General features: G+C 41.8%; 10 protein-coding genes and 4 tRNA genes. 7 read left to right on the top strand and 7 right to left on the bottom strand.

Annotated features, from left to right (window positions below):
- Window positions 1-8: 8 nt before the first annotated feature.
- A complete protein-coding gene (locus AC1EU0_RS02600) occupies window positions 9-1,874 on the bottom strand; it encodes a sensor domain-containing diguanylate cyclase (RefSeq protein ID WP_480300364.1) in 1,866 nt (621 codons plus the stop codon).
- Window positions 1,875-2,083: 209 nt separating this feature from the next.
- Between AC1EU0_RS02600 and AC1EU0_RS02595 the strand changes: the two genes are divergently transcribed.
- From AC1EU0_RS02595 to AC1EU0_RS02580, 4 genes are all read left to right on the top strand, one after another.
- Window positions 2,084-2,160, top strand: a tRNA-Arg gene (locus tag AC1EU0_RS02595).
- Between the two features lie 48 nt (window positions 2,161-2,208).
- Window positions 2,209-2,284: transfer RNA gene (locus AC1EU0_RS02590), tRNA-His, on the top strand.
- A gap of 5 nt (window positions 2,285-2,289) precedes the next feature.
- Window positions 2,290-2,366 (top strand) — tRNA-Pro (locus AC1EU0_RS02585).
- Window positions 2,367-2,404: 38 nt separating this feature from the next.
- A tRNA-Pro gene (locus tag AC1EU0_RS02580) sits at window positions 2,405-2,481 on the top strand.
- A gap of 69 nt (window positions 2,482-2,550) precedes the next feature.
- Here AC1EU0_RS02580 and sseE read toward each other — a convergent pair.
- The 4 genes from sseE to AC1EU0_RS02560 form a co-directional block, all read right to left on the bottom strand.
- Window positions 2,551-2,934 carry a type III secretion system effector protein SseE gene (gene sseE, locus AC1EU0_RS02575; RefSeq protein WP_480300363.1) on the bottom strand — a complete coding sequence of 128 codons (384 nt, stop codon included), beginning with the start codon at window positions 2,932-2,934 and terminating at the stop codon, window positions 2,551-2,553.
- Between the two features lie 68 nt (window positions 2,935-3,002).
- The gene (gene sseD / locus AC1EU0_RS02570; protein WP_480300362.1) at window positions 3,003-3,803 is read right to left on the bottom strand and encodes a type III secretion system translocon protein SseD; all 801 of its coding nucleotides are present in this window, start codon (window positions 3,801-3,803) and stop codon (window positions 3,003-3,005) included.
- Window positions 3,804-3,816: 13 nt separating this feature from the next.
- Window positions 3,817-5,427 carry a type III secretion system translocon subunit SseC family protein gene (gene sctE, locus AC1EU0_RS02565; protein WP_480300361.1) on the bottom strand — a complete coding sequence of 537 codons (1,611 nt, stop codon included), beginning with the start codon at window positions 5,425-5,427 and terminating at the stop codon, window positions 3,817-3,819.
- Window positions 5,414-5,887: a SycD/LcrH family type III secretion system chaperone gene (locus tag AC1EU0_RS02560; RefSeq protein WP_480300360.1), complete on the bottom strand. Its 474-nt coding sequence runs from the start codon at window positions 5,885-5,887 to the stop codon at window positions 5,414-5,416. The genes sctE and AC1EU0_RS02560 overlap by 14 nt, the downstream gene beginning before the upstream one ends.
- A 476-nt stretch (window positions 5,888-6,363) precedes the next feature.
- On the opposite strand from AC1EU0_RS02560, the gene chrA reads away from it, so the two are divergent.
- Entirely contained in the window at window positions 6,364-7,506 is a 1,143-nt protein-coding gene (gene chrA / locus AC1EU0_RS02555) for a chromate efflux transporter (protein ID WP_480300359.1), read from the top strand.
- Between the two features lie 82 nt (window positions 7,507-7,588).
- Here chrA and AC1EU0_RS02550 read toward each other — a convergent pair whose 3' ends face one another.
- Window positions 7,589-9,010, bottom strand: a complete 1,422-nt coding sequence (locus AC1EU0_RS02550; protein ID WP_480300358.1) for a hypothetical protein — start codon at window positions 9,008-9,010, stop codon at window positions 7,589-7,591.
- A 252-nt stretch (window positions 9,011-9,262) separates the two neighbouring features.
- Between AC1EU0_RS02550 and prfB the strand changes: the two genes are divergently transcribed.
- Window positions 9,263-10,361, top strand: a protein-coding gene (gene prfB, locus AC1EU0_RS02545) for a peptide chain release factor 2 (RefSeq protein ID WP_480300357.1) whose coding sequence is annotated in 2 segments (ribosomal slippage) — window positions 9,263-9,337 and window positions 9,339-10,361 — 1,098 coding nt in all. Because the reading frame shifts where the segments join, the coding sequence is not laid out codon by codon here.
- An 18-nt stretch (window positions 10,362-10,379) separates the two neighbouring features.
- Window positions 10,380-11,888 carry a lysine--tRNA ligase gene (gene lysS, locus AC1EU0_RS02540; RefSeq protein ID WP_480300356.1) on the top strand — a complete coding sequence of 503 codons (1,509 nt, stop codon included), beginning with the start codon at window positions 10,380-10,382 and terminating at the stop codon, window positions 11,886-11,888.
- A gap of 57 nt (window positions 11,889-11,945) precedes the next feature.
- On the opposite strand, the gene AC1EU0_RS02535 is transcribed toward lysS, so the two are convergent.
- The gene (locus tag AC1EU0_RS02535; RefSeq protein ID WP_480300355.1) at window positions 11,946-13,226 is read right to left on the bottom strand and encodes a sphingomyelin phosphodiesterase; all 1,281 of its coding nucleotides are present in this window, start codon (window positions 13,224-13,226) and stop codon (window positions 11,946-11,948) included.
- Between the last annotated feature and the right edge of the window lie 7 nt (window positions 13,227-13,233).

The following is a 13,233-nucleotide window of genomic DNA, read 5'->3' as shown; positions in this document are numbered from 1 at the left end:
GCAGCCACCTAATGCGGTGGCTGGTAAATTTCATAACGGCCACGCCCCTTAGCCTTAGCTTGATACATGGCGTGGTCAGCCGATCGTAACAGCTTTTCTGTTTCCTCAGTTTCTAGAGAGCTGATGGCAATACCAATACTGGCACTGGAGTAAAACTTTTTGCCACTTAATTGATAAGGGTTAGAGAGCAGTTGTAAGATACGGTCGGCAATTTCTATCGCATCTTGTGGCGATTGTATGCTGTCTAATAACACCACAAATTCATCTCCGCCTAATCTTCCTAAGGTATCGTTTTGTCGAATACACATTTTCAGTCGGTCGCTTGTTTCTACTAAAAACCGATCACCTTCAATATGACCAAGGGTATCGTTGACCCGTTTGAATTTATCAAGATCAATAAACATTAACGCAAATTGTCGTTCTGGATGACGTTTGATGTGACTGATAGCTTGTTCAAGGCGCTCCATAAACATGGCTCTGTTAGGTAAACCTGTCAGTGGGTCATGGTTAGCATCGTAGATTAACTGTAACTCCATTTTTCGACGCAGTGTGATTTCTTTCTTAAGTTCCCTATTCGCATTAGCTAGCTCACTGGTGCGTCGTTTCACTTCCCGTTCAAGGTTTTGGTAATTTTGCTGCATAATGCCAGCGGCACGTTTGCGCTCAATGGCAATGGCAATTTGTTGAGCCACGAAGTTAAGTAACTCTAAATTCGACTCATGGTATTCAATATCTGGATTAGAATGATATAGCGCAAGTACCCCATTGATTTGGTTATCGATATAAAGCGGAGCCGCCATCCACTGTGAGATATCAAGAATAATAGGGCAGCAGTCCATATTTTGGTAAATTTGCTTATCTTCGACAAGGTGACTCAAATCAGACTTATCAAGTAACAGTGCTTGCTCGCACTTCATTAAGTATTCAGTCAAACCATCAGAAAATGGTCGCTGCTTTGGCATAACTTGTTTATCTTTATCATCTTGGGCACAAAATGGAAAAAATAAGCTGTGATTTTCTGGATCGTATAAGGAAATGTAGCAATTTCCATCACCTAAAAACTGTTTTAATATCTTACTGAGTTTTTGATAAAAGTCTTCGTCATCCAAATCATCATGACATAGGCTAGCAATTTCAAATAGGGTCTTATGCAGTTTTTCCGCTTGAATTCGTTCAGCTATTTCTTGCTTAAGTTCATTATGAGTATGGATAAGTTCATTAGTGCGAATCGTAATGGCTTGCTCCATACTGTGCTGATGCTCAATGCGTTCAGAAACGCCAGCAATATGCTGACAAATGAACTTCATCAGTTCGATATCACTATCACTGTAGGTCACACCTTGTTGATAACTTTGTACCACGAGTGCGCCAAGTACTTGCTCTCCTCGAATTATAGGGGTTCCTAGCCAAACATTTACTAGGGGATCCATGACTTGTTTAACTTCATCAGCGTCTATCATTTCCTTAAACTTTGCTCGATCGCAAAGTAACGTTTGCCCTGTACGAATGATATAGCCGGTTAACCCCAATTTAAGCAATTCTGAAATATTTTCGAGGTTTATTAAGTCTCGATTCGGCTTTTTTTCATCAATAAAGAAAATCAACTCAATGTCTTCGGTCAATGGGCAAAGGCTGGCGACATAGAAATTATCTGCAGCAATAATTTTTTTTAGCAATAGGTGCACTTCTTTGTAGAAGTCTGGTAATGATGATGTTCGCTCGGAGAGGTTGGATATCTCAATTAAGACATCACGAGCAATTTTTGCGTGTTTGTAGGTATGAAGAATATCTTTGAGGCGTTGGATTCTTTTTTCAAGACGACCGTCAAGATGTTCTTGCTCTGGTAATTGGGGGTCGATAACGTCAAATTCCATTTTATACGCTCTCTCCAGTCATATTATCTTTTTTTCTATTACACCCTAGAATTACATGAATCTGTTATACTGCCAAGACAAATTTTAACCAGCTCATGTTTAAAATTTGAGTTAAACTGCTAAAAGATGACCAAATGATTAAAAATATGCAACTAGTGCTAGACAGCGGCATCGGTTATCCCTAGTATATGCCGCGCTAACCGGATTGAGCGCCCATAGCTCAGTTGGATAGAGCGCACCCCTCCGGAGGGTGAGGCCGAGGGTTCGAATCCTTCTGGGCGCACCATTTGGAATTAAGCGGTATCTGAATATTCTGTTAGCAAATGTAAATGTGGTGATTGTAGCTCAGTTGGTAGAGCCCCGGATTGTGATTCCGGTTGTCGTGGGTTCAAGTCCCATCAGTCACCCCACCTTTCGGTGATTAGCGCAGCCCGGTAGCGCATCTGCTTTGGGAGCAGAGGGTCAGAGGTTCGAATCCTCTATCACCGACCACTTTCTTTTAAGTTGAATATTTCAGCTTGCACCAATTTCGGTGATTAGCGCAGCCCGGTAGCGCATCTGCTTTGGGAGCAGAGGGTCAGAGGTTCGAATCCTCTATCACCGACCATTTATCTTTATAAAAGATGCAAAAAGCCCCGACTCTATGCGGGGCTTTGTTGTATCTAGTCGATTATTTCTAATAAACCAGCCAAGGACCTTCCACATCATCTTGAATTTTAGCACCTTGCTTTATGAGCAGTTGTTCGAGCATTTGGTGTTGCTCACGTTCTTGTGGCGAACCGAAATCTTTAAGTACTCGACCTCGAACTTGTTTTAACGAATTGACTTCTTTTTTGAATTTTTTAAGCTGGCGAATTAACTCAAGTAAGGCTCCCCCCATTCCTTCGGGCTGAGTTTTGCTGCTCATTTCACAAACCGTCATCACGTGATCGTCAACTCTGTATATGAGTTTCCAATTATCTGTTTCCAAGGTTTTACCGTATTCAAAATGGCTCTCACCAAAATACGCAGGTTGTACTTCTATACCTTGCTTCTCTAAATATTGGGTAACTTCATCCATGGTGACTCCTAATTTCGATATAAAGAAAAACCTCACGTCATAATTTTGCTGTGAGGTTTTCAGTCAGATTACTTTATCGATAGTGCGTTTTCGATACTACGGTGTAACTGAGTTAGCTCGACGAGCAGCGACACCATATCACTAGAGGTTTTTCTGGCTCTTTCCATGGTTTCGCCTAACTTTCTCATATAGGTATTGGCGTTGGTTTCATCCAATGAACCAATTAATTTGGCGTTTTCACTCAACTGAGTTTGCCATGCATTCGCGCCAGTACCAGCACCGTCTGTCATGCGACCAAGACCTTGACCTAAAATGCCGAGTGCTTCACTGCCTTTTGCAGCACCACCTAAGCCGAAGCCTACACTGAATAGACCTCCGGCAATGCTTGCGGCACCCGATATCGCCATCCCTATCATGGCATGCTCAATACCATCACGTTTTTGAGCCATTGAGGCTAAGGTAATGTCCCATGCCAGCTTATCTTGCACAACGTTAAAATCCTGCAAAATATTACGCAGCTTCTTGAATAAATCCGCTAACTTAATCATGAGCTGGTTGATTTCTTCAATAGCCGCAGCACCCTCCATACTGGCGCTGCCATCAAGGGTACCAGTGTCGTAACTTTTGCTATCGACACTTTCATTCACCAAGTCATTAAAGTCTTTATCATCCTGATGTTTTGGGTGTTCGACCGTTTTAACTTGGCTTGACAGGTTTGAGTAATTTTTGTGTATTTTACTCACATGCTTATCAACGCCATCCAGATTCTTACCAAGATTATCTAGGTGTTGATTCATTTCATCTAATGTGGGCATCTGTGGCGACGTCGCACTGGATGCGCCTGCAGATGATGAACTTACGTCTGACATAATAGTTTCCTCTTTATCCTGCAATTGAACCAGCGATGCGAGCTTGAATCGAACCGGTTTGGGTGATGGCGTCTGTCGCTCCTTGAAGAGCCGTTCCTGATTTTGAAATCAAATCTTTAGCTGATTTTTGTTCCTCTTGCTTGGTTTTGTCGTACCAATCACTAGTGAACTCGAGGAAGTCTTGTTCAACGATCAATTCTTGAATGGCTTTCTCTGTCACAGCTTTAATTTCTGCAATGGTACCTTTGGTGATTTGTTGGCCCCCTTGAGCAGCACCTCTAGCTAGATCAAACGCGAGGTTTGTAGAGATTTTTACAGCCCCTCTGAGTAAGCGGTTAGAGACCTTTTTTCCGACCAATTTACTAATATCTTTTACGGTATCTTCAGTAATTTCACCACCTTCTTTGGCCGCTTGTTTAGCGGTTTCCTCGATTGCTTCTTGTACTGCTTTTTTGGTCATTTCTTTGATAGCTTCTTTACCAAACTCTTTAGACACGCGCTTGAACATACGTCTTGTGAGTTTAACGAGTATTTTTTTGCCTATCTTTGCACCTTCTTCTGTGCCTTCCTCAGAGGCCACTTCCGCGCCTTGAGAGGAAATCTTCTGAACAATCGAACTACCAACATCTGATGCAACTTGTTCTGCAATTTCTTTTGAAACTTGTTCAACGGCTTCCTTAGCTGCTATTTTTTCTAATTCGACCATTCCTTCAGCACCGGCGTCTACCGAAGCACTAACAGAAGCTTCCGCTAAATCAGTCGTGGTCTTAATGACGACGTCAGTCGCGAGTTTCACCCCTTCTTCAGCGACTTTAGCGCCTGCGCGAGCTGCTTTAAAGGCTAACCCAGCACCAAACACATCAACACACATGCCAGCTATTTCACAGCCTAATTGCACATAACCTGCAATTTCAGCAACTTTATCTTCAATAGCTTTGTTACCTACACCTGCTAGCGCACAGGTTTCAGCTGCGGCTTTTACAAGCCCAGCAGCACCAGCTGCAAGGTAGGCGGCACCACCAGCGATTTCTATGTAAGCTTCAGCATCAGCCCCAAAGCTGACAACAGCAGAGGCGATGCCTTCAACAAGTTTGAATATGCCGTAGATTGCTTCAGCTGCACTAATGATCCAGTCAAATACCGCGGTAAAAATCCCCGCCTTTCTTGCTTTTGCCTGTTGATCGGCTTGGGCTTTCATTTGATCTTGATACTTTTTCACTTTTTGATCATTCAAATAAGCTTGAGTATCCGTCATGATTTTTTGAGCTTTAAGCTTAGCTTGAGCGGTATTACTGAATGTTGAGATACTCAGGTTAGTCGCCATCAACACCATAGCTTTCATGTTGGTTTTTTCTAAATCAGCGATTGGAGGGGTTGTATCTTCACCAAACTTGGCCAATATTTGCCCTAATGCTCGTTCGGCCTCTTGTTTGGAAATCAGCCCTTGTCGCTTACCAATTTCATTGGCTAAAGTGAAGGCATTGCTGCTCTGGTGTGCAATTTGGGTAAAGGTCGGCATCTTAGCATGATGGATACCTTGCGCTGCTTGTCCATCACCAACGACTGCTGGATCCGTATATTGGTGATGTGTATGTGTATGGTTAACTCGACTAAACTCTGGCATTACTACTCTCCTTAGCAAGCTGTTCTAGCGCGAACTGTGCGTTAGCTTCTAGGTCAGCATACATTGGGCGACCTTCGCTCCATCGGATTGATGCGTTAAAGCTTTTTTCAGCAAATTCATAATTCTTACAGGCTAAATAACTTTGCGCTGCTTGGAATGCGGGAAGTGGATTATCAACTTGGATCATTCCTGCACGACCAAATAGGAATATGGCTTCATGGTGTTCACCAAGGTTTTGATACACCTGGGCGAGATTAAAGCAGTAATCAAAGTTCCAAGAGTCAATGCGATATAAAAGGTATAAGATTCGTTTTGCACCTTCATAATCATGACAACCAACCAGTTGTAGACTGTATTGGTATAAAGTGCCTAATTCTTCATCATCCACGTCAGCAAGCATTTTTAGCGTGCCACCTTGTGAAATAAAACTTTGTAATACATCAAAATCTTCTTTTTCCATCGAGATTCTCCTTGGGAGCCTGCATACTGATGAATCAATTCATAACAGTGTGTGTAACGAATTTGCCTGTAGCGAAAGCCTGTAGCGCGATTTTGATTATGGTTATGACATTCTTTTTAGAATATGTGAGCGCAACTATTTGGTATAGTTAGAGGTATTTAGTCTTTTAGTATAGACACTAAATTAAATTTAACTCTTAACTATTCAAAACGGCTCATCAAACGTTTATTTTCGGTGTAATTTAAGAATAAGAGATCCCTGAGCAGAAGCTATCGAAAAACAAAGTAAGAAAAATGCAACTGGTCTGATGAGTGGCGATTGCTTATGTTTTTTCTAGGGTGAACACCTGAGTATGACTTTCTCTCTATGCTTATCGGTAGCAAATTTTCCTTTGAATTAATGGCTGACATTTTTGTGACATAAATTTGTAATACACTCTCTCTGGTTGGTTAGCTTGATGGCTTGTGGGAGAAGTGGTGGCTTTTACAATTTTCAGACAATTCTTTTTATTAGGATGGGTGTGTTTTGGTGGGCCTGCGGCTCATATTGGCTATTTTCGTCGACGTTTTGTTGATGAATTGAAATGGGTTGATGACGATCAATTCGGACATACCTTAGCTTTATGCCAGTTTTTGCCCGGCCCAGCTTCCAGTCAGTTAGGTTTCGGCATTGGATATCAAAAAGCGGGACTTGCTGGCGCTATCGCCGCATTTGTAGGCTTTACCTTACCTTCGTTTCTTATCATGTATGGGCTAGCGTTACTGTTAAAAGTTGAAACTTGGTCTAGCTCCCCTTGGTTAATTAGTATTATTTCTGCTTTAAAATTATTAGCTGTGGTTGTGGTAGCTGATGCGGTGCTGTCGATGGCAAAAAGCTTTTGTCAGTCGATTGCTCATAAAGCGTTAGCTGGTATCGCCACTGCCGCTTTAGTTTTAGTACCTTCCGTTAGCGTACAAATGGTGTTACTTTTGGTGGCTGCAGGATTGGGTTTTTGGCAGTACCGTGATGTGAAGTTTGAACGAAAGGTTAACGTTCGTTTTGTCCCTTTGATCTTGTTTATTTCAATATTCTTATTGTTGATGTTGCAGACTCATTCGATAAATGGCGATTTACTGAAAGAGTTTTATTTATCCGGCACGTTAGTCTTTGGTGGTGGCCACGTGGTGTTACCATTATTGCAAAGTAGTCTTGGTAATTATGTTGACCCTCAAACCTTTTTAAGCGGCTATGGCTTTGCACAAATGATCCCTGGTCCTATGTTTACGTTGTCGAGTTTTCTAGGGGCATCAATATGGCAAGGAAATGCTTTTGTTGGAGCTTTACTGGCCACCTTATTTATTTTTGCTCCGGGTTTTTTATTGATGCTTTCTGTATTCGATGGCTGGTTTGCTTTAGCGAATAATCAAAAGGTGAAAGCTATCGTTGGAGCCGTCAATGCATGCGTAGTCGGTATTTTATTGGCGGCTTGGTTTAACCCTGTGATAACTTCGGCAATCAATGATATTAGCGAAATTATCATTGTCACAATCGGTTTCTTATTACTGCGCCTTGTAAAGCTTAATGTATTTATAGTTGGAGTAATCCTTGTTGTTCTTAGTTTGGTTATTGCGCAGCTTTAACTGAACATCAATTTTGTGTAGAAGTTAGAAGTTAGAAGTTAGAAGTTAGAAGTTACCGTGAGCCTAAAGACTCTAACGTTCACTATAGATTAGGGCGAGCTTTTGTTTGGTATTCCTGTATTTTACTATCTAGTTTTGTAGTGAGTATGGACGCACTTTTATTTTTATGCGGTTTCATTTGCTGATAAATATGTAACATTTCAACATATTCACGATAAATTTCGCATTCTAAAACGTCCCGAGCTTGCTTAAATTTTTGATCTTGTTCCAGTAGCTCTTTGGCTTTTCTGTCGAGAGACATTGCCCTCATTTTATTTTGTTCTTCTAATGCTTGAGCTCGTTGGTAGACTTGCTCAGCCTCTAGCTTTCTTTGTTTCGCTTCTTTTATGAATAGGTGGAACAATTCCCATTGCCCATTAAGTTTTTTTTCAGATAGTTTAATTTCGGCTTGTTGCTTTGGTAATTGCCGAACCTGAGATTGAGTTCTCTTGCTTTCTTGTATTCGAATAGTTTGTTGAAGATGTGACACTTCGTTCTGAACCAGCCTCAATTTCCTATTGAGTTCTTTATTTTCAGATACAAGTTGTTCGTAATTCAATGGTTTCGCTCCTCCTGTACTAGGATCGTAGATCATGGTTGCGTATTGGCTTTCTGGAGGTTGAGCATCAGAAATAACCAGTCTATTTTTTGACTGAGCTGGTGGAGTGTCTATTTTGGGTTTGATTGGGCTTATAGATGATTGAGTGTGGTGTTTGTCCTCTTCACTTAATGAAACTTGGCAATCGTCTCGGAATGGATCATTTGTAGGTTGTGATAAGTAACTGGAGCGCTGTCTCTTTACGGCATATGGCTTATGCTGCGAGGTATGAGAAAATGATATGCAGCGTGTTGTGGAATGGTGGGGTCGATGCGTATCAACTGATGTTGCTGGTTTCTTTGATATAGGGCGGTATAAACATGATGAGTCAGTGACTCCTTTTGGGTTTTTTGGAGAAACTAACAGATAACCCTGAACACTCTCGCTCTGTGATTGTTCGACAGAATGCGTTGCTTTAGACTGAATGTGAGCTGTTTCAGAGCTGGAAAGATCGGTTGAGGTACAGGTTCTCCATTGCGAAAGGTTGCTACTACTCGTGGATTGAGATAATGGGGCTGGTTGACATTGTTCTGTAGCGTTGGATTTTAATATTTCTAAAATAGTTTGTTCGTGTTTATTGATAGCCTCTTGTAAGCCTTTTGCAAAATAGTCACCGTTTTTTATTTTTTGCCTGTCAGATGGCAGATGAGTTGGGAAGTGTTTTGGTGGGGTTCCCTCATGCCAAGCTGCTATGATTTGATTGCAGGAAATACGAATAAAAAATTCTTTTTTGTTTGTTGAATGCCAACTGTTACGTGTTTTAATAGAGACCCTAGCTGAGTCGCAACTCCATAGTGGTTCGCCATTGGATCTCCCCTTTGCTGAAAGTCCACTGATCTCATTAACTTCTACAGTTGCCCTTGCCATTAAAACTCAATAAGTTAGTTATTTCTATGATTAACTTTTCATAGCTGCGTTTATGAGTAAAGAGCAAAGTTGCAAAATTAAGAAAGTTTAATTTTCATTATTGAGTGAACTTAAGGGATAAATTGAGTAACCATGAATATCGCAACTTACTATTTTCAGCGTCAATAGCTTAAGGTAGAATAACTGGCTTGATATTATACAGGTATCTTCATTTATTCATGTAGATATACACTCGATAAAAGAACTCATTTCATGTTTGAAGTAAATCCAGTAAAAACCAAAATTAAGGAGTTGTCTGAGCGGACCAATCTTCTTAGGGGGTACCTTTGACTATGATGCTAAGAAAGAGCGTCTAGAAGAGGTTACTCGTGAGCTTGAAAGCTCAGAAGTATGGGACAACCCAGATAACGCTCAAGCGCTCGGTAAAGAGCGAGTTTCCCTCGAAGCGGTTGTGAAAACCATTGATGATATGGACAGCGGCCTTGAAGATATCGAAGGCCTATTAGAGCTGGCCGTTGAAGAAGACGATGAAGAAACCTTCAACGATGCCAATATTGAACTTGCCGACTTAGAAGCTCGTCTTGAAGAACTTGAATTCCGTCGTATGTTCTCAGGTAAAAATGACGCTTCAGATTGTTACCTTGATATCCAATCTGGTTCAGGTGGTACAGAGGCTCAAGATTGGGCGAATATGGTACTTCGTATGTTCCTGCGTTGGGGTGAAGCACACGAGTTCAAACCAGAGCTTATTGAAGTCACTGATGGTGATGTTGCCGGTATTAAAGGTGCGACCATCAAGTTCACAGGTGAATATGCATTTGGCTGGTTACGAACTGAAACAGGCGTTCACCGCTTAGTACGTAAATCACCGTTTGATTCGTCAGGTAAACGTCATACCTCTTTTTGTTCTGTGTTTGTATATCCTGAAGTGGATGACTCCATTGAAATTGATATCAATCCTGCCGATTTACGTATCGATACCTACCGAGCATCGGGCGCAGGTGGTCAGCACGTAAACAAAACAGAATCAGCTATCCGTATTACTCACTTGCCAACGAACACCGTTGTGCAGTGTCAAAACGATCGTTCTCAGCATAAAAACCGTGACTCAGCAATGAAGCAACTGAAAGCGAAATTGTATGAGCTGGAAATGCTGAAACAAAATGCCGATAAACAAGCGGCTGAAGATGCGAAATCGGATATTGGCTGGGGTAGCCAAATTCGCTCTTACGTTCTTGATGATTCAAGAATTAAAGATCTCCGCACTGGCATTGAAAACCGCAATACTCAAGCTGTCCTTGATGGCGAATTAGATAAATTTATTGAAGCTAGCCTGAAGTCAGGCCTGTAATTGTAACGAGAGAAGAAAATGACTGAACACGTCCAAGATGAAAATAAGCTCATTGCTGAGCGTCGTGCCAAGCTTTCGCATATTCGCGAAACTTGTCCTGCAAATGGTCACCCAAACAGCTTCGATCGAAAACACAAGGCCGCTGATATTCAAGCTGAGTATGGTGAATACAGCAAAGAACAGCTAGAAGAAATGGGCATCCAACGCTCGATCGCTGGCCGTGTTATGGCAAAGCGTGGTCCATTTTTGGTGATCCAAGACGTTTCTGGCCGTATTCAAGCTTATGCAGGTAAGCCAGTTCAAAAAGAGCTTAAAGCTAAGTACCAAGGTTTAGATATTGGTGACATTATTGGTGTTACGGGTCAGCTGCACCTTTCAGGCAAAGGCGATCTGTACGTGAACATGGAAGACTACCAGCTGCTGACTAAAGCATTGCGCCCACTTCCTGAAAAGTTCCACGGTCTAACCGACCAAGAAATGCGTTACCGCCAGCGTTATGTTGATTTGATCGTAAACGAGGAGTCGCGTGAAGCGTTCAAAATGCGATCAAAAGTCGTTACCGCTATCCGTAACTTTATGGTGAAAAAAGAGTTCATGGAAGTGGAAACGCCAATGATGCACACCATCCCTGGTGGTGCTTCTGCGCGTCCTTTCATCACTCACCACAATGCGCTGGATATCGAAATGTATCTTCGTATTGCACCAGAGCTTTATTTGAAGCGTTTGGTTGTAGGTGGTTTCGAGCGTGTATTTGAAATCAACCGTAACTTCCGTAACGAAGGTCTGTCTCCTCGTCATAACCCAGAATTCACCATGATGGAATTCTATATGGCGTATGCTGATTACAAAGATCTCATGGATCTGACCGAAGAAATGCTAAGTTCAATCGCGCAAGAGTTGTGTGGTTCAACTAAACTGCCTTACGGTGAGCACACGGTAGACTTTGGTGGTCCATTTGCGCGTATGAGCATGTTAGAAGCGATCAAGCACTATAACCCAGATCATGAAACCATCCAATCGATGACTTATGAAGAAGTGAAAGACGTCGAGTTCATGCGTAAGCTGGCTAAGAGCTTACACATCGAAGTGGAATCATTCTGGACCTGTGGTCAGCTACTTGAAGAGATCTTCGGTGAAACGGCTGAGCCTCAGTTGATGCAACCAACCTTTATTACTGGTTACCCAGCGGATATTTCTCCACTGGCGCGCCGTAATGATGACAACCACTTCATCACAGATCGCTTTGAATTCTTCATTGGTGGTCGTGAAGTAGCAAATGGTTTCTCTGAGCTTAACGATGCAGAAGATCAAGACAATCGCTTTAAAGCACAGGTTGAAGCGAAAGATGCCGGTGATGACGAAGCCATGTTCTATGATGCAGACTACATCACTGCATTAGAACACGGACTGCCACCAACGGCAGGTCAAGGTATTGGTATCGATCGTTTGGTGATGCTGTTTACCAACACTCACACGATTCGTGATGTGATCTTATTCCCAGCGATGCGCCCTCAAGCACAAGTTTAATATTGTTTGAATATGTAAAAAGCCCTGAACATTCAGGGCTTTTTTTATGGTTAAAAATCAGTGTTGAGAAGGCGTGGCGTATTCAAATTCGCCTTCCACCGCGAAATGATTGGAAAGATCCCAGTAATTCCATAGTGCTGGGATTGTACTTCTTGGTGTTATAACGTCTACCTTGGTAGAAATCGGCGTAAGATGGTCATTATCGTACAGCAAGTAGTCAAAGTAAGCATGAAGAAGCTTGTTGTTGTCAGGGTTTATAGGAGCTGCCCATTTGTTGACATCAGCATCAAAGGTCATTGGGTAACCCGTGCTGTCGGGATGAGTAGAGTTCAATAGAGTCAACATATCTTGATAATTGGGCTCTTGATGGATCATATCAATATTAAAATTACCTGCAATGATGATGGGTTCGTCTTTAGGGATATGCTGTGCTTGAATAAATTTCGACAACTCAGTCACTTGATCCATTCTCGCTTGTACTTGAATGTCCGTGTTACCTGATTGAATATGAGTATCAAAAATATGGTACTTCTGTCCGTTTTTAATTATTTCTGTATAGATAGCTGCATTCGTTGCAAGACATTGAAGACCTTTGCAGGTTTTATAGAAAATAGAATCTTGTTTTGCTATGGGGTAACGAGAAAGGATATAAATTCCAGCCTCTATTGGTATGCCACGCTGTCTGATTTTAGTAGTCTGATAGGGATATTCCTTTATCAAAGCAGTATGCAGCGAGTCTGTCGGTTTGCGATCATACTGCCCTTCAAGAGCAAGTACATCATAGTTATGAAAAAATTTGGGCATTTCATCAAAGCGTGCTTGTACTTTTTTAGCGCCATTAACGCTTATCCCCCAAAGATCATAGGTTAAGATGGATAACTTGTTAGCCTCTGAAGTCAACTGGTGTTCTTTAATTGGGGTAATGGCAAATACGGCATTATCACCATTGATTTGTTCAGCTATTTCATAACGGCCGTTGTCGGTTTTAACTTCCATGCTTCTACGCTCTCTCGCATTAGAGAGTGGCAAGCTACCTGATGGCGTTGATAAGCCTGCGCTTATAACTTTGTTAGCGATAGAGAGCTTAAAAGAGAGCTTAATACCATCAAGAACGCACTCTTTAGTATTGGATCCTGCATCATCAATGCTCAAGTATATTACCTCTTGCAAAGTAGGGACGGAGCACTGAGGTTGAAGGGTATTATTGGCCAGCAGTATATTATATGGGCGAGGGTAGGCGGTATTCATCCGCTGTATGTTATCTGGATGAGCGGATACAGTGCTGACGAATAATACCAGTAGCGAGCTTATTAACCATTGCAGATATTTAGATTTCATTGTTTAT

This window comes from Parashewanella sp. 2210YD4-3, from assembly GCF_056591735.1.
This window is presented reverse-complemented; position numbering and strand designations above follow the sequence as displayed.